Raw genomic sequence first — 21,205 nt, forward strand, 5'->3', positions numbered from 1 at the left:
ATCTATTAAGGAAGAAACAAAGCGTTACCGGGAATCACCGCTTTCGCTTCATGCTGACTTTCCCACATCAGACGTGCCATTGCGTCACCATATTCATCATAGTATTCAACTTTTAAATCTACCATTTTACCTGCTTGCAAGGTGATACTGCCCTTGCGCTCTGTCCAGCTTTGCTTAAACCAGCTATCAATAATCAGCTTGCCGTCTACCCATACCCGGATTCCATCATCAGATATCGTTGTAAACGTATAGGTCTCACTATATTGTGGCTTCATTTTACCTGTCCAGCGAACGGAGAACCGATCAGCGTTCACCCTTGCATCAGCTGTGGCAGCACGCCAGTTATAGTCCAGCTTGCTATCTGTACGGGTCAAAGCAGCACTACCATCCAGATTCATGTTGTTAAAATATTCACCCCGCAGCCCGTTCGCATAAACCATATCCGGAACAGAAGGAGGAGCCGGGATAGGCTCGCTTTGCCCCTCGTCCGGTAGGGTTGGTACATCTGTCCCGGGTTGTTGAACTGCTGCCAATCCATTTTTCACATCATCTCGCGTCAAGCTCCTCGAATCATTCATATAATCCTGAATTTGATCCGTTGTGTTATTCTCGGTCAGCATCTTTCCCCAAGTCATGGAATACACCCATTTGGGCTGAGCCTGTAATACCTCGGAGCTGGGCATCTCACCGTGTTCCCCAATGGCAATCGGCTTATCCCCTGCCAACCCGAGCAGACCTTCATAATGACTTTGTTCAAAATCATTGTTGTAAATGTCTACAGCCAAAATGTCTACTTTGTCATCCCCCGGATATTTAGGGGTATACGGGAAGGTATACGAATTAGGAGCATTCGGGCTCCATACCCACAGCAGATTGTCTAGTTGATGTGTGTTTACAAAACGGTCATACATGATATTCCATAGCTGATTGAAATTAGTTTTGTTTCCCCACCAGAACCAGTCACCATTCATTTCGTGATAAGGTCTCCATAAAACCGGAACACCCGCATCACGAAGCTGCTTTAGCGATACAGCGACCTTATCCAGATCGGCAATGAGGAGGTTATACTGCGCAGTGCCTGGCGTCACGTATTTATTGAACTCCGTCTGACTTACTTTCGCCTGCACATTGGCCCAAGTCAGTGGTCTACCCGGCAGCGCTTCATGAAAAGTCATCGTCACAATGCCTCCGGATCTGCTCCAGCGGATCGCGCTATCGACAACATTTTTACGTTGTGCTGCTTCCGAAGCGGCAGATTGACCTGAGATGGCTCCCATCTCATAGCCGTGCACACCCACATACGCCTGACTGATTTTTTGGACCTTGTTACTTAATTCATCCGGACTCTCCAAATAATCATGCTGACCGGTGATTATTTTTTTCCCCGAGATGCTGAGTAAATAGCTGTATAGTTCACGGGCCTGAGTAGAAGCGTCCGAATTAACAGGTTGTAATGCAGCGGCATTCGCCACAGACAGAGATTCACCAAAACCGACGGGCAACAAAGAAAAAAGCATAACTACGGGGAGTGCATGACGTATCAGTCGATACAGAGGAATAAAATTGAATCTCACTTTTTGCTCTTCCTTTCGGTAGCCAGGCTGCCATCCCTACGGAAGGCCCTTTAGCTTTGCGTACCTGCCTTTCGACAGGGCTGCGTTTATCGTTGGAAGGAGTTTGGATTCCTTCTTACCCTAAGTATCGACTTTCTTTTGCCAAAATTTAATAGGACATGTTCATGGATTTACAGGTTTTCGCTCATTTTCGACATTTCGGGCTATAAACGTTCGTCAATTCGTCTCTTTTTTTCATTTTAACGAAAAAATTTATGAAATAAATTGGTGACGGGAAATTTCATTCCAATCCATACAAAAGCGGACAATATCCTCTTCAACCAATTCAGAACCAGTCTGCACCTCAATAAAATCCACATCGGTCACAGCCAAAATGCTATGCTTCGTTCCTTCAGGAATGCGAACTACATCACCAGCTTTTACTTTGTGCAGCTTCTCATTCAAAATAATTTCCGCTTCACCGCTAATAATGGTCCAAATTTCACTCCGTTTGAAATGAAGCTGATAGCTGATATTTTTGCCTTTCCGTACGCGGATTCGTTTGGTCAATACCTCGTTACCCTCGTCATACTTGACATAATCCACAACCCGATACTGCCCCCAACGACGTTCTTCATACATTGGACGCTGATCATGAGCCTTGAGCACTTCCTTAATGCGAGGACTTTCAGCCTTATTGGTCACAAGAATACCATCCGGGCTAGCGGCTACAATCAGATCATTCGTTCCAATGATCGCCACAGGAATGTCTAACTCGTTAATAAGACTCGTATTGACGCAATCCTCCGTTACTACACCTCTGCCCACTTGTTGATTAGACATTTCTTCTGTGAGCGTATTCCAGGTGCCCAAATCCTTCCAAAAACCATCATACGGAAGAACTACGATATCCTTTTCCTTCTCGACTACTTCATAGTCAAAGCTGATTTTTTCCAGAGATGCGTATTGCTTTTGCATTTCTTCATAATTCAGCGGCAACCCCTTGGATGCCAAGATATCCAGCAAATAACTTAATTTGAATGCAAAAACCCCGCAGTTCCATAGAGCATTGCGTTCAATCAGACGCTCCGCCTGCTCCCGGTCGGGTTTCTCTTGAAAATGGCTCACTTCGCGGTAGCCAGTGCTACCTTGGGTGGCATCGTTTTTCGGAATAATGTAACCATATTTCTCTGAAGGATAGGAAGGGACAACCCCGATTAAAGCAAGCTTGCCTTCACTCTCCTGGAGTGTATGTTCCAGCTGGGCTACGGAAGCGAAGAAAGCATCCTCAACATAAGGATCTACAGGCAATATAGCTATAATTTCATCAGGGGAAACACCAGCAATGGAATATAGATAAGTCGCTGTCAGCGCAATCGCAGGAAAGGTGTCTCTGCGTTCCGGCTCAACAATGATGCGCGTATTCGGGCCGACCTGACTCTGGATCATTTCGACCTGTGCTCTCCCTGTCGCAATAAACGAGGATTCTGATAATCCGTTGTCTCCCAATTGTCTCCATACCCGCTGTACCATGGATTCCGAAATCCCCTCCGGGCTCTCCAGTACCTTCAAAAATTGTTTGGAACGGGAATCGTTGGACAAAGGCCATAATCTTTTACCGGAACCACCAGACAAAAGTACGAGCTTCATAACTCTCCACTTCCTCTCTATATTGGTTGGATGATCGTTCTGAATGATGAGTAGCCCGCTACGGGCTGGATTTAATCTTATGATCGCTGTTGACGTGGGATTCTTTGGATTGTATAAGACATTTAAATGTAAGAATACCACGTCAAAGGCGAACGCTCCGCTTCTCCAGATTCAAATCCATCCCTGCGCTACTCAAAAATGCATCATGCCGATCATACCGTTTATTGCAAAAGGCACGACCGGACATTATTAAGTCCGGTCAGCCTGTAAGACGTTCGAGAACTCAGAGCTTGCCCGCTGTGCTTGCAAGCTTCAAGTAATCGAGGTTTCGTAACACCTTGCCCAGATTGCCTTCGGCAACCGCAATGGCGTACTTGATCGGAAGGAGCGGCTTCAACCGCGCCGCTCCTTCCGATACGCCCTTCCTACTCCCCCCCCATAAGGTGGAAATTTAAAAACTGTGACTCCACGGCGAAAAGCAGCTGAGCGGGCAGAATTGTTCTGAAGAAGCGTCAGCGTTTGCCTTTATCCCCGGATTTTAACCTTTGAATGTTTTATATAATCCAGAAAATCCGGGGGTAACAGCAATCGGAAGAACAATCTGCACGCGTAGCGCCTTCAGCGCCTCCAACACCGCCACAGTCACTTTTTAATCTGTCACTTTTAAACTTCCACTTTATCTCTATTCCACCCACTCATCCGCGGACGACCCACGGAGTAGTATTCCAGCCCGGAGCCTTGGATCTGTTCCTCACCGAATACGTTACGACCGTCAATGAGAACCGGCTTGCGCAAAATGGAGGCCAGTTGTACGAGATCGACTTTTTTGAACTCTTCCCAATCGGTCAACAGGCACACAGCGTCGCTACCTTCAGCGGCTTGCTGTGGGGATGAGCACCACATAATATTCGGGTGATCCACGCGCTCCTTGAATTTATCCATCGCAATGGGATCATACAGTTTGACAATAGCGCCTGCCTGAATGAGCGTTTCTACGATTTCCAGTGCTGGAGCTTCGCGGATGTCATCTGTATTTGGCTTGAAGGCGAGGCCCCAAATGCCAATGGACACACCGTTCAGTTGACCCAGCGATTCGCGCAGCTTGGATACAATCATAAAGCGCTGGTCGGTATTCACCTCGACCACCGATTTCAATAACTTAAATTCATAGTCTACATTACCTGCAATTTGGATAAGCGCATTTGTGTCTTTTGGAAAGCAAGAGCCACCATACCCGATCCCTGCTTGTAGGAAAGAGGAGCCAATCCGTTTGTCCATCCCCATACCGTCAGCCACACAGGTTACATCAGCGCCAACCTTTTCGCAAATATTAGCGATTTCGTTAATGAACGAAATTTTAGTTGCCAGAAACGCATTGGACGCGTATTTGATCATTTCAGCACTACGGATATCCGTCACATAGATTTTATCCGTGAACACCTGATGCAGAGTGACCATGGTTTCACGCAATCCTGTATTGTCCAAACCAATAATGATGCGATCCGGATAAAGCGTATCATTGATGGCTGAGCCTTCTCTCAGGAACTCCGGCGCGGAGACGATATCGAAAGACAAACTCGTGTGACGAGCCAACACGTCCTTAATCTTTTCGTTCGTTCCGACAGGTACAGTACTCTTGGTCATAATAATCTTATACCCGTTCATGGCTTTCCCAACATCAGCGGCCGCCTGTTCAATGTATGACAAATTCGCCTCGCCGTTAGCCAGAGAAGGTGTACCTACCGCCAAAATTACGATATCCGAGCGGCGTACCGCATCGGCCAAATCCGAGGTGAACTCCAATCGGCCCGCTTCCAGATTCAACGCGATCAATTCCTCAATACCCGGTTCATAAATCGGAGATTCTGCCCGGTTCAACATGTCGATTTTGTGCTGCTCCAGATCGACACAAATCACCTCATTACCTTTTTGCGCAAAACATACACCCGAGACGAGCCCAACGTATCCAGTACCGATTACAGCCAGCTTCATTCCGTTCATCCTCCTTTTAGAAAGTTCACATAGGCTTGTTCTACATACTTTTTTAATTGATCCTTGAAATTTTCTTCATCAAATTTGCGCGCATGGGTAATGATATCGTCCACATTCCATGCATGTTGCTCAACCTTTTCGACGGCCTCCAGCACATCCTCTACTTGATGCTTGCGGAAAAATACGCCGTTCACATGAGGAACAATCGTATCCAGCGCTCCCCCACCCTGAAAAGCGATGACAGGCCGTCCGGCCGCATTCGCCTCCAAAGGCGTAATACCGAAGTCCTCTTCACCCGGAAAAACGAGCGCTCGGCATTCTGCCATCAGCTTGTTAACCTCTTCATCCTCAAGCCTGCCGAGGAACTCAATGTTCGGGGCAGCCATACCTTCGAGTCGTTTACGGTCCGGTCCTTCACCCACAATGCGCAGCTTGAGACCGTTACGTTTGAATGCTTCGATCGCGAGATCGATGCGCTTGTAGGACACCAATCGGGATACGATCAGGTAATAGTCACCGATGTTTGTAGCGCGTTTAAAACGGGATGTATTAATAGGTGGGAAAATCACATCCGAATCCCTTTGGTAATAGTGCAAAATTCTTCGTTTAACAACCGAAGAGTTGGCGACAAACTGGTCTACGTTGCGAGAAGTTTTGGCATCCCATGTTTTCAACCGGTTCATGTACAGCTTGAGCATGTTTTTGAGCAGGTTGGATTTGGACTGCCGGGCCATATATGTATCGTAATCCCAGGCAAACCGCATCGGTGTGTGACAATAACAAATGTGAAACGTATGTTTGGGTACCTGGATGCTTTTCATAAATGCACTGCTGGAGCTTAAAACAATGTCGAAATCCCTAAAATCGAAATCACGGATAGCAATGGGATACAGCGGCAGCACTCCTTTGAAGTTGTCCTTCACTCCTGGGACTTTTTGTAGCCAAGTGGCTCTAATATCCGCATCCTTCAAGTTACGCGACAGGCGGTCGTCGCTGAACACCGTTGTGAAGATAGGAGCCTCCGGATACATATCGTGGAATACCTCTACTACCCTTTCCGCTCCGCCCATTTGGATTAAGTAATCGTGTGCTATCGCTATTTTCATCTGAATCATCCTTTAACGCGAATGTCGGTCAGACTCCTGCCAACAAACCCTTATAGTAATGAACTATATCCTTAACTGTGTTCTCGATGACAAAATGCTTCTTGACCCGTTCCATCCCTCTCTCACCCATCTGCTGACGTTCTTGTGGATGCTCCAACATCCAGCGGATGGCTTCTTCCAGCTTAGCCGGATCACCCGGTTCAATAAGCAGCCCGGTTTCATGGGGTACCACCGTTTCCTTGGGTCCACCCTCATTGGAAGCAATCACGGGGAGCCCCGCAGCCATGCCTTCAATAATGACCTGACCGAATGGTTCTGGTGTAATAGAGGTATGAATCAGCAAATCACAACGCTGCATCAGGCCTTGAATGTCATCGACGTGTCCCAGCAGATTGACGTTAGCCAACCCGTATTCGCGCATCGTGGACTCTAATCGTTGCTTGTATTCCTCTTCTCCGAACAATGCATCTCCAGCCAGCCAGAATTTCACGCGCTGATCCGGTAAAAAGGAGCGTGCTGCTTCCAGTAAAATATGCTGTCCCTTCCATTCCGCCAATCTGCCGACCAATACGACGTTAAACGAGTCATCACCACGTACATGGGCAGCCGTGTCACGTGCTGTAATCGCTTTGGCAAAAGCGGAATAAACGACAAGCGTCTTTTTGTCCGGGGGTAACTCCAACGCACTCAGCGTGGACTTGGAATTAGCAATCACTCCATTGGGCAAAAAGCGGGACATCAGCCGAATCCCTTTGGCCACAATCGGCTTCAGATACGGCGGACCGATGTGGTCACGGATATGCCAGATCAAGGGCAGCTTCGCCGATTTGGCGGCTACTGTACCATACAGTGCAGACTTGAGCGAGTTCGTGTGAACGCACACGACCTTTTCCTCACGCAGCAAGGGCGCAAGTTTTCTACCGTAAGCCAGCAAACGAAAAGCTGCTGCAGGCGCACCTAGATTCACGGCATTCCGTCCCCGATTGCGAATCGAATCGTCCAATGGAACGATGCGCACATCAATATCACGCTGCCGAAGCCGATCTGCTAAATCGCCCTCCTCTGCCAAAATAACGAGCGGGTCGATATGTTCCCCGATATTCGTCAGTATGTTGTACAAAGCGACTTCGCCGCCGCTCCATCTTGCCGTATGGTCAATATAAGCTACTCTCATCATTTCGCCGCCGCCTTTCTATCAAGGACTTGTCGGAACACCTCTTCCACCTGCTCCGCTACATGTCCCCATGTATATCTACTCAGGACATGGTCCCGGCAGTCCCTTGCATTCGGTAGAAGTTCACGATGATCCAACACACGCAGCAACCCTTCAGCAATGGCTTCACTATCCGTTCCCTTGAACAAAAGCTCGGGACGGAATCCTCTTAAAATCTCCTTGTTGCCACCCACAGGAGTCGCCAGCACCGGCAGTCCCGAGGCCATCGCCTCCACTGTAATCAGACCGAAACCTTCCAGTGCCTGTGTGGGTACAACGAACAAATTCGATGCTTGGTGGTACAGTGGAAGCTCTTCATCCGACACATAACCGAGCAGCCTTACATGGTTATGAAGATTGTATTCCGCCACCTTGGAAGCCAATTCCTCCATCAAGGGGCCCTTCCCTCCAATCAGCAACACATGATCAGGATGACGCTCGGTTACTCGTCGCCATGCTTCCAGTAGCTGTAGTAGTCCCATTCGATTAACAAGACGACGAACGGTTAGCACAATCGTCGCATTTTGCGGCAAATTCAGGCGCTTCCGCACCGCTTCTTGATCCTCTGCCGGGTGGAACCTTTCTACATTCGCCGCACCAGGAATAATATGAATTTTGCTGAGTGGAACCTTATAGTGCTCATGCAAAATATCCCGAAAAGTTTCGCTTAGCACTATAAATTTATCCGCCAATCCGTAGGCCTTCATTTCAATGGATTTGGCCAACGTCGTTTTTAACAAATGCTTGAGGCCCTGTCCTTCAATCTTCATTTCCTCCGTCCACGGTCCGTGAAAGGTGGTAACTACCGGGATTCCTCTTTTTTTCGCCTCCAGCGCCGGTCCGACACCATAGGGAGCAAAATGGGAATACAGTACATCCGTCGGTTGCTTGTCGAACAGCTCTGCTGCATATTTTTGCATTAGCTCTCGACGCTTCCACATGGATTGCTGCTTGCTGCCAATCGAATGAATCCGAATACGGTCGGGCGCCTGCGGCTGCTCGTCACTACAGATTAGAGCATCCAGCGTATTGCGCTCTAATGTAAGCTGCTCACAGATGGATTTGAAATATGTGTTGAGGCCTCCTGGCTGCAAGGACGGCCAGCTCAGCCCCGTTGCCGCAATACGAAATCCGTTATTGTACGACATAGCTGGTTTCTCCTTTCTGCTCGGTATGTCCGTCATCCACGATTTCTATCTTTTTTCGCCGCTTGGTTAGCTCATAATGCTTGAAGCAGACGAGAAACTCATACATCACCCAGAATACTGCTACGGCAAAACCCGCCAATCCCTTGCGGTATAAGCCTTGGACAAAATACTTCTGCACAAAGCGGGCAGGAGGCCGCCACAACAGTCTGGTAATCCGAAAGGATCTTCCTTTGTTAAATGCCGTCTCTGCTTCCAGATCTGTATATTTGTTAAAACGGGTCATATGATCACTGATGCTGCGGAAGCCGTAGTGCCATAACACGCCCTCCAGATTGACAATCTGGGAAGAGGCTACATCCGGCATTTCATGAACAAGACTATTCGTAATGCCATAAATACGCCGATTGTACAAACGAACCAGGTATTCACCTTTGTTCATCCATTTGCCGAGAAAATCTCCAATCCGGAATACGGAATATGCTTTGGCCGGATCGTGGAGCGTTTCCTTTACTTTCAACAAGGCTCCAAGCAACTCTGCATCCACTACTTCGTCCGTATCAATCAGGAATATCCAATCAAATTCCGCTTTTTCAACACCAAACATGCGCTGCTTGGCATACCCGGGCCACGGGTTAGAAAACACCCGACAGCCCAAGGATTCAGCTACCTGAATCGTATTGTCCTTGCTCCCTCCGTCAATGACGACGATATCGTCCGCAAAGGGCTTGCAGGATTTAATGGCGGCTGTGATTCGAGTGCCATCATCCTGAGCGATAATAACTACGGATATCCGGTTGTCCGCGGGAACGCTAGACATGTGGTTCATTAGCGGGTGCCTCCTTCTTTATCTAACCGTTAACTGGCTTTTTCCGGATGTAGTGCGACATCGTTGATCGGAGCCATTGAAAATCTTGTTTGGAAATAAGCAGTCTTGGAATCTTCATTTTTAGAACGAATTTAACATTACATAAAATGAAAATGAACCGTAGAATCCCCGAAGACAGCATTGCTATCCCTGCACCCGTCAATCCATATCTCGGCACGAGTATGGACAGCAATGGAATGACGAGCGACAATCCGACACCCTGTAGAATGGTAACCAGTTTGGGCTTACCCAACGCCATAAATTGTTGTGCCAGCACCATGGTCCCTCCACTGATAGCAACCTCAAGCACCAAGAACCGGAATACCGTGAGCGCTTGTTTAAACTCTTGACCATATAACAATGTAAATACGAACGGAGCAATCAGCATCAGCATCACCGCAGCCAGAAAGGTTGCCGTTGATGTCACTCGAAATGCCCGAAATGTTATGGCCACCGCCTCTTCCTTATTCAGACCAGAGGCTTTGGGAAACAGCACGACAATGATCGAGGTAGAAAATACATTCACCATCCTGGCCAAGCTGACCGCTACTGCATATAAACCGAGATCAGCGGGTCTGAGCAGACCCGCAATCAAAATCTGATCAATATAAGTGGAAACCTGCCCCATGAGATCATTTCCGTATGAACCCATACCGTAGGTAAAGAGATTTTTAAATTGCGTCCAGCTGTTCTTTACCTTTGGTTTGTACAGCCGAATCATTCGTATCGTGACACCGATATAAATCGGCAAGCCTGGCAGTAAATAGGCCAATGCCGAGGTGTACGGATTCATATTTCCGGTTAAGATCAGAATCGCCAGACCCAGCAGTGTACTCAGCGGTACCAGATACCGGAATAAATTGTACTGCTTATATTCCGAGCGAACTTGAAGCAATGCATTATTGATCTGTGAAATCGCTATGAGCGGACACATCATCATGGAGCACTGCGCGAAAAGTATGACCGATGAAGAAAAAGAGCGCAGCCAATAAGGAATTAGAAAAACTCCGACGAGTGTCGCCAAGCCCCCGAACATGGTAGCCAGCAGCAAGGCCAGACCATACAGCTTGCCCGTTTCCTCCGGTTTCCTTTTCGCATTGTAAATCAATGCAGACGGGACACCGAAGCTCATGCAGAAGGCGAGAAATTGGGACCAGTTCACCATCGCTGTCTGTTCCCCGCGTCCAGTAGGACCCAGGAATCGTGCCGTTAGCACACCAGTCAGCATATTCACGACGAGAATCAGCATACTGAATATCATCGTTTTTACTGCTGCAGAGCTGTTATCCTTGCTTTTGGCAAACCGAATCACTGTGGACCATAGTGTCCGGACAGGTGCGGATAATGCTTGTAAGTTTTGCACAGCCTTTACCTTCTTTCCGCGATGACATCTTTTGCCCATAGTCCTATTCCGATCATCATCCAGATCAGATAGCCGCGCATACCGGGGAAACCATTATCTGATATGAGACTGGCTACAGCTCCGGCCCACGTAGCCAACGCCAGTCTGATATAAGGCTGACTGGCATCTCGTTCGGCAATACGGGCGAGAAGGCGCTTGATGATAACGAACAGACCACCGAAGAAAAAGAATGCCCCGAAAATACCGAAGGTGAGGAAAATGGCGATATATCCATTATCCATAATCCCAAGTTCGCCGAGATCGCCGCCGTTATCAAGCTTCGTTCCGATTCCTACACTCCCGATTCCCTGCCCGACCGGATTGCCAGCAATCGCCGGAAGCATCGTATGCAGTAAATCCAAACGTTCATTGTACGAATGATCCTGCTGAATATCCGTCAGCGTCTGCATGCGAGCCACCAAACCTTCTGCCCCTGGAAGTTTTGGAACAATGATGTAGAGAAGAAGGCCAACTATAGCTAGTTGAAACAAGGTTTTCCACTTTCCCTTGGAAGATGAACTGAGAATGTAAGCCAGCAACATGACGAAGGCAATTAGCCAGGCTGAACGTACCAGCGTGATTAAAAGACAAACGACCGTCAGCAGGATTCCGATCCATCCCAAAGTGCCGCGCCAACGTTTTTCCATTAGCATGGGTACAAGTGCCATCGCCAAGAAAATAGCGCAGGGACCGGGCGAGTTCATGGAAGAAAATACTCTGATTTGAAGTGGTTCTGGAACACCAATGGAATTCATTTCTACATGATTCATCCAAAATGCATCCCACGGAGGCACCGTCAAGTACTGGATAATGCCGTAAATTGCCACAAGAACAGCAATGTTGGCATATGAATACAGCAGTCGGTCCAGCTCCTTCGCCTTCATGGGCTTAATCGCAAGATAAGGCAACAGGATCAAAGGAACCACATAATTGGCTAAATCATAAGCAAAAACAATACCATTTTTGAATAACCCGACCACACTTCCGTAGGCCAATTCTATGCCGAAAAATACAGCAATTCGGGTCAAGGGTTTTTCCGCCTGATGAATGCCTCGCAACACAGGAATAATCAACATACTGCTTACCAGCAGCGGTGCCACGCTCAACAAGGAAACCGAGTGATACGTTCCCTCCATCCAATCCGCAATGCGGCGGATTTCCGGGCCTACTGCCCACACTGCCAGTGTGTAAGGAATCAGTAGCCGCGATTGCAGGATCGCCAGCAGGAAGGCCGGAAAAACGAGCGCCAGCAATATGGCTCCCTGCTGGCTCATGGTGGGATTCATCTTGGCGCTGACAAATCCGATGGCGAGTGGCAGCATACAAGCCAGCAATCCCATGCCGATCATGCTGATTCCACGCCGATTTCCTAGCCAAACGGAAATCTGCTGATCTGCCAACCGACTCATGTTTCTCACCCCTGACCTCCCTTCATCCGTTTCCGCTTGAACATCTCCTTAAACAGCAGAACGAGAAATTGGGAATCCTCAATCAAATATCTTTTCCACAATCGTTTAGGCTCCTGAGACAACCTCCAGAACCATTCAAATCCCGTCTTCTGCATCAGCTCCGGTGCTCTTTTCACATTTCCCGACAGGAAATCAAAGGTCGCTCCCACCCCAATCGAAATCGGAGCACGGTAAGTCTCATAATATCTGTAGATCCATTTTTCCTGTTTAGGTGCGCCTACACCTACAAAAACGATGTCCGGGCGAGCCTCTTGAAGTAGTTGGATAATGTGCCTATTCTCCTCCTCGTTTTTCTCAAAACCATAAGAAGGAGAGTAACAGCCCACCACATTCATGTTCGGATAAGATTCCTGGAGATTGAGCATAGCCTTCTCAGGAATACCGTCAGCTGCACCCAGAAAAAATAAACGATAGCCTCGATCCTCAAAAGCCTCTCCCAGCCGAGTGAACAAATCTGACCCGGACACCTTTTGTTTGAGGGGTTTTTTCAGTAACTTGGACGCCCATATGATAGGCATCCCATCGGCCACTACAGCTCCGGCATCCGAATACACCTTGCGGAATTCATCATCCTTGCGAAGCTTGATCACATGATCGACATTACAGGTCAAAATGTAGGAATGACGCTGATGTTCAATAGAAGTATCTATAAATTCGAGTAGATCATTAAAATCGTAATTATCAAAGTTGACATCGAACATGTTCACTCTGCTCATCGTATCACTTCTCTTTGCGAAAATCGGTTTGAGTAGATGTCTGGTATAACGCGTTCAAATACCAGCAAAATGGAATAATCATCTGAACCGTCGACAACGTATTATCTGAAAACGAGTAGATCAGAAAGCCTGCAATTAAGCTTGCAAAATAAGGTTTGATAGACTTGGCAAGCGACCGGTAAATGAGAGCGAACACGATCAGCAATGAAAGCATTAATAGCCCGCAACCGATATATCCCGTGTCAAAATAAAAGCGTATATACTCGTTATGCGGTACAACAAAGCCATTGAATAATGTCCCGTCGTTCGCGACCGTTACCGCGCCAAGACCTCTTCCTGACCAAGGGTAATCATGTACTCTGTTCAAAAAATATTCCCATGCCTCCGAGCGTCCCGACAGGTCAATGCCTGTATCGGTCTCCCGTTCGAAGGAGCGTTTTTTTAAATTGTTCCATTGCAGGGCCACCGCCCCCAGAGCAACCAAAAACGATCCGGCCAGCGGTAGCAAATAATTGACTTTCCCCTTGAGGTACTGACGGGCAATATCAAACAGATACACAGCAAACATTAATAACAATGCCAGAATCGGTCCACGTGTACCGGTGGCGATCAGAATCAGAAAGTTCAGTGCCAACACAGTGTAATAAAAAGCGGCTTGCTTGGGTTTACGCTTGACCTCAATTAGAGAGACAGCAATTCCGAGAAAGGAGAGCATTGCCAGATGCGGCGGTATATTCGCTCCTTGTACTCTGACTGCGCCCGTAAATTCTACATCCGTAAACGAATGCAGCCCTAGAACCTGCAAACCCAGTCCAATGACCACACTAATAATGGGCAACAAACTGATCAGTCGGATATGCTTTTCTGCCACATCCTTTTTCCACTGGATCAGTAAAAAAAAGAAAGGGAGTGATAAACCGACGAACGCCTTGACGGCAATCGAGGTCGTTAACAAAGGCAGCCATGCTGAAAATCCAAATGTGATCCCCAGCATGATCACCAATGCCCAGACCGGATAGCTGAACTTGAGACGTATGCCATACACGAGCATGCACGGCACCAGCAGAGCCAAAATGCCCAATTTGTACAATGACAAAATCTCAATACCGAACACGCCACCCTGATACAGAGAATCGACTGAGACTGCTGTACTTAGCAAAACAGCGTAGCTGATGCGCTCCGGATGATGTATGGAAACAGCCAGCAAGAGCAGTAAACATACCGCCGCAATACTGACCACCGGCTGATAGGTAGCCGCAATTCCTACAGCAAGAGCGCCCAGTAGAAAAATAAAAACATGCTGTATGGTGTTTATTCTAGTAGTCCAAGGATAGTTACTCATGTTCCATCTTTCACCCCGCAGCTGACTCGCTTTTCCGGTTGCGCAGTGTATCCAGCGTCCCACGGATACTTTCAAGCCTGCACCGGTTCAACAGCTTCCTGCCCTCACTACGCGCCAGCAGGGAATCCACAGTGATGTATAACACTTTGGCTGCCGTCTTCGCCATCAGCATCGCGTTGCCGCGCAGACCTACGGCCTGAGCAGCGTTAGACATGCCCTGACAATAGTAGCGGTTCATGATCCATTCTTTCGTTAACCGTGAAGCAGGCACAAAATGTTCCACAGACATGTGTGGATGATACATAATCGTTCCACCATTTTTACGGATTTGCTCGAATACCCACGATTCTTCACCAGATAGAAGGATGTCTCCCTTTCTGCCTAGATGAAGCGGGAACATAACGGCGGCAAAAGCCGTTTTGCGCATCGCCATATTCGCTCCAAATGGATTCAGTCCCGACGGATATTCACGAACGGCTTTGCCCAGATCAATAATCGTGTAAGGCAGTTCAAGCGGGCCTGTCAGCCAACCCGGTCGTTCCGTCTCAAACATAGGGTCAATTTTCCCACCCATAGCCGTCAGCTCAGGATTGTTCCCGAATGCTGACATAATCGTTTGCAACCATGTAACACACGGAATTGCATCATCATCGAGAAAAGCAATGACTTCCGCTCTTGATAACGTAATGCCTGCATTACGAGCAGCAGACAGTCCTTGTTCGCGCTCATAATGATATCGGAGATGGATATTCTGACCATGGGCGACGGTGAACCTTTTGATCGTCGCTGCTGTATGATCGGTGGATCGGTTATCGACCACAATGATCTCAGCCAGTGCAAGGTCTTCCAACTCCAGCAGGGACATTAACGTTTTCTCCAGCAGGTCCGCCCGGTTATAGGTGCAAATAACGACGGACACTGCGGGACATCGCTTGAATGCATCCATCAGTAAGCATCCTTGGAGAACAGCATTTTAACGCCTGTTTTCATGATGATTTTCAAATCGAGCCACGTATTGCGAACATGAATATACTTCAAATCCATTTGCACCATTTCTTCGAAGCCTACACTGTTACGTGCGCTCACCTGCCAGTAACCCGTACATCCCGGTGTTACAATCAGGCGTTGCTTATCATAATCGGAATATTGCTCGACCTCGCTGGGCAACGGCGGACGCGGACCGACTAAAGTCATGTCGCCGACCAACACGTTCCACAGCTGCGGAATCTCATCAATACTCGTCTTGCGCAGAAAACTGCCAATTTTCGTGATCCGAGGATCGTTTTTAATTTTGAACATGGCGCCGCTCACTTCATTCAGCTCCATCAAGTCCTTTTTCAGTTCCTCAGCATTGGACACCATTGAACGGAATTTATACATATCGAATAACTTCTCATTCTTGCCCACCCGAGTTTGCTTGAAAAACACGCTTCCCTTTGGGTCTTCGAGCTTAATCAAAACGCCTACCACTACAAAAAGCGGAAGCAAGACGATCAAGCCCACGAACGACAGCAGCATATCAAGGAGGCGTTTTGTGACCAGGTAGGACGTTTTATCCTGAATTTGTGTATTTCCGTATGGCATGTAAAACGCTTTACCTGACATGACAGCCTCGCCGTCCTCCGGTAAATTTTCCATGCTCATGCTGACGTACCCCCTCTCAACCTGCCGTGGTTGCTTTCTCGGTCTTTTTCAACCATTCATTCATGGCCTCCATAACCGGATACTTCAAATCATCGCTGGCAAGTGCAAATTCAAGTGTGGTTAGAATATATCCAAGACGTTCACCTACGTCATAACGTGTGCCTTCAAAATCATAGGCGTACACACGCTCACTCTGATTCAGCTTTTGGATCGCATCCGTCAACTGAATTTCGCCGCCAGCTCCTTTTTCTTGAAGATCAAGATATTTGAAAATTTTCGGCGAGAACACGTAGCGACCCATAATAGCCAAATCGGATGGCGCTGTGCCTGGAGCCGGTTTTTCTATAAAATTATTCACTCGGTACAAGCGTCCGTCCTGCTGATCCGGTTCAATGATGCCGTACCGGTTCGTAAATTCCTGTGGTACCCGCTGCACACCGATAACCGAATTTTGAGTTTCCTCATACTGATCCATCAGCTGGCGCAGGCAAGGCTTTTGACCTGTTACGATATCATCGCCCAGCAGCACACCAAACGGCTCGTCCCCGATAAAGCGTCTTGCGCACCATACCGCATGTCCAAGACCTTTGGGTTCTTTTTGGCGAATGTAGTGAATTTCCACTCCCGAAGAACGCTGTACTTCCTCCAGAAGCTTCAGCTTACCGTCCTCGAGCAGTTTGGATTCCAGCTCAAATGCGTTGTCAAAGTGGTCCTCAATGGCACGTTTGCCTTTACCCGTAACGATAATAATGTCCTCAATACCAGAAGCAATCGCTTCTTCCACGATATATTGAATCGTAGGCTTATTGATAATTGGAAGCATTTCCTTAGGCATCGCTTTTGTGGCAGGGAGGAAGCGCGTACCTAACCCTGCTGCTGGAATAATGGCCTTTTTCACTCTTTTCGTCATCGCACTCATTCTCCTTGCTTATCGAATTTTGGTGTTGCTTACTTCACCTGATTCATCACAATTCCAACCAGCGTCGCACTGGCCTGCTCCATGAGTTGCTTTGTTTTACGTAGATCTTCCCGTTTGGTACGACCATGTCTAGCGACGAGAATCACACCATCCGTTAAGCCTGCAATCAGGCGAGCATCCGTATAATTCAGCGCCGGAGCCGAATCGAGTAAAATGATGTCATATTCACGTTTGAGCTCTTCCAATAGCTCAGCCATACGTTCGCTACCGAGCAGATCTGCTGCGTTGTACAGGGTGTCTCCACCGGGAACAACCGATAGCTCCAGGCCACCATGTCTAACGATAGACTTGGAAGAAGCCCCACCGCGCAAATAAGCCGATAGACCTCCGGTATTCTCCATTCCGAATATCTCGTGCAGCGCTGGTTTATGCAGATTGCAATCCACCAGAGCCACCTTCTTTCCTTCTTGCGCGAAGGAAACTCCGATGTTGGCGAGCAGTGTTGTTTTACCCGCTCCGCTTTCCGGCGAGGTCAACAATAGAACCGTGCCACGGTCCTTTTGCCCAATCACCTGCTGCCGAATGTATGTACGGAGGGATCGAAATGATTCCGAGATATACGATGATGGATTACTTTCTGTAATCAACATGTCATTCAATCGCAGCATATTTACGCTCCCCTACCCGTTCTTTGGAATTTCCGGCTGCTCCATCGACGTCCTTCTTGCGAATGACTGGAATCGATGCAATTACCGGAATACCGATGTCCGCGTCCGCTTCTTTCTCCGAGCGCAGCGTACCGTTAATGCTTTCCAGGAACACAATCGTGCCCAATGCAATCATCAGCGATACGAGAAAACTAATCGCAATATTCATGAGCGGGTTCCCATTAATCGGGTCAGGATTGGCCTGAGGGTCCGCTTCATTTAAAATTTTCACATTATTCAATTCCATCAATCCCGGAACTGTCTGTACGAATTTCTGGGTTACCGCGTTTACAACCGCTGCGGCCTGTGGATAGCTCCCTGCCTCAAACGTCAAACCGATAACCTGACTTTTATCCGAGGATTTAATCTGCAGTTTCTCTGCCAACTTCTGCTGTGTCAAACCGAATTCGGGATGAGCCGCTACAACAGCGTCCATAATTTTAGGTGAAGTGAGAATTTGCTTGTAGCTTTCCACCAAATTAAGACTTGTGTTGACGTCGTTCAGATTGTTGCTCCCCTGCTTGGCGGAAATATGATTAACCAGCAGTTGGCTTGAAGCGGAATAGACTGGCTTCACGACATTGTCGCTCACAAAGTATGTTGTTACACATGAGAGAATGACAAAAATTGCGATCAGCCACAATCTTCTTTTGATCAGGACTAGATAATCCAAAATGGTTTTCTCCACAAAAATCCTCCCTCCTACACAATTTCTCTTCTTATTTTAAGTATGATCTAATTGTAACAATCCGTTGTCTGAACGACATGGAACCGAATGGCACTTTCTCCCTCACTACGGGGGGAGGGAAATGTATACTTTCGGATACGGCATGGTATACTTTTGTACCATGCTTTGTCGATTATGGAAAAAGAAATCGAAAAAAGCCTCAAAATCACAAAGCTTGGTGATTTTGAGGCTTTTCTTTCCACTCGCACATGAAAGTGCAGCGTAGCTTATAGAGTCAGCGCATCATTGTTGGCTCGTACTTCGCCAGACCGATGGCATTGGCATACAATGCTGCCTGCGTACGATCCGCTAGCCGCAGCTTGGCCAAGATCTGACTGACATGCTTTTTGACTGTGAACTCACTGATAAATAACCGGGATGCAATTTCACGATTGCAAGCTCCTTGTCCCAGCTCGACCAGTACTTCCTTTTCCTTTGGCGTCAGGTCGTCGGTCAGATTGCCCGCATCTTCACGCAGCTTGTTTTCGAGAATAGCCGGATCATAATATTTGCGTCCTTTGTTGACAAGATGAATCGCGTAAATTAGTTCCTCAGGCAATGCTTCCTTAAGCACATAACCGTCCACGGAAGCTTCCTCTGCTTTTAGAAAATCTTCACGTGTTGCGGAAGAAGTCAGCAAAATAAATTTGCTTCTGAAACCGCGTCCGCGCGCTATCTTGATAATATCCAGCCCCGATTCATCAGCTAGTTTCAAATCCAGCAGCACCAGATCCGGATCTGTTTCCTCGATCACCACAAGTGCTTCCTGTTGATTCTGGGCCTCTCCCGCAAACTGAACATTGGGCTGCATGGATATAACTGCAGCGAGTCCTTTCCGTACTAAAGGATGATCATCGACAATGACAATTTTCATGATTCGGCCTCCTGTCTACAGTTCAGGATTTGCATAATCCCTATGTATCCGATTGTTACCGCAGATTTTGTATTGCAGAATGTTCACACATTTTATTCGAGGATTTTGCAAAATCCTCATTCATAAGCATTTACCGGAATGGACAATCGGATCTGTGTTCCCTCTCCGATTCGACTTGAAATATCAAATTCGCCTCCCATCGATTGAGCTAAATATTCCATATTCATCATGCCCAGGCCCCCGCCTGCACTGACCGCCTCACCTCCTGCTACCATTCTCGCCGTCTCAAACCCTACTCCGTCGTCATGAATAGACAGTCTAATCACTTGGGGCGTCAATTTTAACTTCACATCAATTCGCTTGGCCAATCCATGACGGATTGCGTTCCCCGCCGCTTCGGAAATGATGCGGAATAAAGCCTTTTGGTACAAATACGGAAGTGAATAATGATCACCATGAATGTCAAAATCAATTTGTACATGGTTCAGCTTGGAGAGTGTATGCAGATGACTTTTCACCGTCCCTAACCAAGTTGAGCCTCCGCTTTTTTTCGAACTTAAACTATGAATCGCCCCTTTCAGCTCTCTAACCGCTTGGTTGGCTGATTGCTGAATTAGATCAATTTGCTCCTCCACCTGCTCCTTTGGCTGATGACACCAGGTTTGCCGGAGAGAATGCGTTGCGTACACAATACCAAAAAGACTTTGAGAAACATTGTCATGCATTTCATTTGCAATCCGGTTCTGCTCATTCGTCACAATCAGCTGATTTTCAATACGCTCCAGCTCATAGCGCTCCAAGAACACAGCGCTCAGCTCAGCCAAGAATATCAGTTGTTGCACGAGCCAGCGTCTTCCTGTCAGACTTTGATCCGGGCCCAGCTTGAGGCCAATCGTCGCTACAAAACGGGTCGTCATCGGTACGGTAATCATGAGGAAATCGCCCCATTCTGGCAGATGTCTAAAAAATGGTTCACGCTCTTCCCTGAATTCCTCCCGATAATTCCCCAGCTCCTCAAATAGCTGCTCCTCCTCCTCTACCGTCCAGCCTGTCTGGCTGCTTTCCGGTGCATCCTCCTCCTGACTATCCAGCCAGAAAAATGCACGGCTCTGCTTGGTTAGCTTGACCGTATAGTCCGAGATGACTTGACCGAGATTTAAAGCCTCATTGTGGCTGGTCGTCTCCATGATGTGGTAAATCGACTTGATATGATCCATCGTCTCATTGGCTTGTTCTTTAGCCACCTTCAGTTCGTCCTTCATGACGCCGATAACCTGCATTGCCATCGTAGTTGCGATCAGTACCAGAAACAAATTGATGTTCTGCAATATAAGATCCCACAAAAAATATTGACCTGGTGTAAAAAAGATATAACAAAATGTAAGCACCAAGCCGATATAAGAAAGGAGGAGTGTCCAACTGTATCTCATAGACAGATGAGCACAAGCCACCAGCATGGGGGTAATCACATACCATTTGAACGGGCTATCCATCCCTCCGGTTGGGAATAACAACAAAATGATCCCTGCTGTTTCAAGCGCAATGCTGCATTTCAATACCATATCATGAAGTCTGTACTTGCGGTAAATCCAAGTAAATGCTGTAACGGATAAAAATAGAAAACCAATCAGTAATAGCTTCTGCCACACGATTAATCTAGATGATTCGAACAGAAAAACAAGTGACGTTAAAGATAGTGATACATAACGGTATAAAAAAATCATTTGGTCTTCTGCTGACTTCCTCAACTTCATCCTGTCACCCTATTCTGTGTTTTGAAGGGACGATGGGCATATTAGGTTTGTTTGTGTACTCTAAAAAAATCATAACCAATCCAAAAATAAATAACAAGACATAAACTCTTACGTAAACGGTTAC

18 protein-coding genes and 1 riboswitch are annotated in these 21,205 nt (G+C 47.4%); all 18 genes read right to left on the reverse strand.

Features of this window, described 5'->3' with window-relative positions:
* Positions 1-5: 5 nt before the first annotated feature.
* Complete coding sequence (locus tag NLX73_RS14960; RefSeq protein WP_165176463.1) at positions 6-1,574, reverse strand: glycosyl hydrolase; 1,569 nt, start codon at positions 1,572-1,574, stop codon at positions 6-8.
* A gap of 14 nt (positions 1,575-1,588) precedes the next feature.
* A riboswitch (cyclic di-GMP riboswitch) is annotated at positions 1,589-1,669 on the reverse strand.
* A 157-nt stretch (positions 1,670-1,826) separates the two neighbouring features.
* On the reverse strand, positions 1,827-3,203 hold the full coding sequence (locus NLX73_RS14965) for a sugar phosphate nucleotidyltransferase (RefSeq protein WP_013309163.1): 1,377 nt from the start codon (positions 3,201-3,203) through the stop codon (positions 1,827-1,829).
* A 663-nt stretch (positions 3,204-3,866) separates the two neighbouring features.
* On the reverse strand, positions 3,867-5,195 hold the full coding sequence (locus NLX73_RS14970) for a UDP-glucose dehydrogenase family protein (protein ID WP_254326543.1): 1,329 nt from the start codon (positions 5,193-5,195) through the stop codon (positions 3,867-3,869).
* Between the two features lie 5 nt (positions 5,196-5,200).
* Positions 5,201-6,301, reverse strand: coding sequence for a glycosyltransferase (locus NLX73_RS14975; protein ID WP_023987424.1), 1,101 nt, complete (start codon positions 6,299-6,301; stop codon positions 5,201-5,203).
* Between the two features lie 28 nt (positions 6,302-6,329).
* Positions 6,330-7,478, reverse strand: a complete 1,149-nt coding sequence (locus NLX73_RS14980; protein WP_023987423.1) for a glycosyltransferase family 4 protein — start codon at positions 7,476-7,478, stop codon at positions 6,330-6,332.
* A complete protein-coding gene (locus NLX73_RS14985) occupies positions 7,475-8,662 on the reverse strand; it encodes a glycosyltransferase family 4 protein (RefSeq protein WP_254326544.1) in 1,188 nt (395 codons plus the stop codon). The genes NLX73_RS14980 and NLX73_RS14985 overlap by 4 nt, the downstream gene beginning before the upstream one ends.
* Positions 8,649-9,488 carry a glycosyltransferase family 2 protein gene (locus NLX73_RS14990; protein ID WP_254326545.1) on the reverse strand — a complete coding sequence of 280 codons (840 nt, stop codon included), beginning with the start codon at positions 9,486-9,488 and terminating at the stop codon, positions 8,649-8,651. The genes NLX73_RS14985 and NLX73_RS14990 overlap by 14 nt, the downstream gene beginning before the upstream one ends.
* A 22-nt stretch (positions 9,489-9,510) precedes the next feature.
* Positions 9,511-10,890 carry a lipopolysaccharide biosynthesis protein gene (locus NLX73_RS14995; protein ID WP_165176469.1) on the reverse strand — a complete coding sequence of 460 codons (1,380 nt, stop codon included), beginning with the start codon at positions 10,888-10,890 and terminating at the stop codon, positions 9,511-9,513.
* A gap of 5 nt (positions 10,891-10,895) precedes the next feature.
* Positions 10,896-12,338, reverse strand: coding sequence for an O-antigen ligase family protein (locus tag NLX73_RS15000; RefSeq protein ID WP_061830308.1), 1,443 nt, complete (start codon positions 12,336-12,338; stop codon positions 10,896-10,898).
* A 5-nt stretch (positions 12,339-12,343) separates the two neighbouring features.
* Positions 12,344-13,114: a WecB/TagA/CpsF family glycosyltransferase gene (locus NLX73_RS15005; protein ID WP_028543109.1), complete on the reverse strand. Its 771-nt coding sequence runs from the start codon at positions 13,112-13,114 to the stop codon at positions 12,344-12,346.
* A gap of 4 nt (positions 13,115-13,118) precedes the next feature.
* A complete protein-coding gene (locus tag NLX73_RS15010) occupies positions 13,119-14,456 on the reverse strand; it encodes an O-antigen ligase family protein (RefSeq protein WP_071639860.1) in 1,338 nt (445 codons plus the stop codon).
* A 10-nt stretch (positions 14,457-14,466) separates the two neighbouring features.
* Positions 14,467-15,402 (reverse strand): glycosyltransferase, encoded by a 936-nt coding sequence (locus NLX73_RS15015; protein ID WP_061830280.1) that lies wholly within the window; start codon positions 15,400-15,402, stop codon positions 14,467-14,469.
* Entirely contained in the window at positions 15,402-16,100 is a 699-nt protein-coding gene (locus NLX73_RS15020) for a sugar transferase (RefSeq protein WP_013309152.1), read from the reverse strand. Before NLX73_RS15020 ends, NLX73_RS15015 begins: the two co-directional genes overlap by 1 nt.
* Positions 16,101-16,116: 16 nt before the next feature.
* Entirely contained in the window at positions 16,117-17,010 is an 894-nt protein-coding gene (galU, locus tag NLX73_RS15025; protein WP_013309151.1) for a UTP--glucose-1-phosphate uridylyltransferase GalU, read from the reverse strand.
* Positions 17,011-17,048: 38 nt separating this feature from the next.
* A complete protein-coding gene (locus NLX73_RS15030; protein ID WP_013309150.1) occupies positions 17,049-17,687 on the reverse strand; it encodes a CpsD/CapB family tyrosine-protein kinase in 639 nt (212 codons plus the stop codon).
* Positions 17,671-18,414: a YveK family protein gene (locus NLX73_RS15035; RefSeq protein WP_023987416.1), complete on the reverse strand. Its 744-nt coding sequence runs from the start codon at positions 18,412-18,414 to the stop codon at positions 17,671-17,673. Before NLX73_RS15035 ends, NLX73_RS15030 begins: the two co-directional genes overlap by 17 nt.
* Positions 18,415-18,688: 274 nt before the next feature.
* Positions 18,689-19,327, reverse strand: a complete 639-nt coding sequence (locus NLX73_RS15040) for a response regulator (protein ID WP_069291324.1) — start codon at positions 19,325-19,327, stop codon at positions 18,689-18,691.
* A 116-nt stretch (positions 19,328-19,443) separates the two neighbouring features.
* On the reverse strand, positions 19,444-21,081 hold the full coding sequence (locus tag NLX73_RS15045) for a sensor histidine kinase (protein WP_061830283.1): 1,638 nt from the start codon (positions 21,079-21,081) through the stop codon (positions 19,444-19,446).
* Positions 21,082-21,205: the final 124 nt, after the last annotated feature.

Origin of the sequence: Paenibacillus sp. CH40, from assembly GCF_024213605.1 — a bacterium.
GTDB classification, from domain to species: Bacteria; Bacillota; Bacilli; order Paenibacillales; family Paenibacillaceae; genus Paenibacillus; species Paenibacillus polymyxa_B.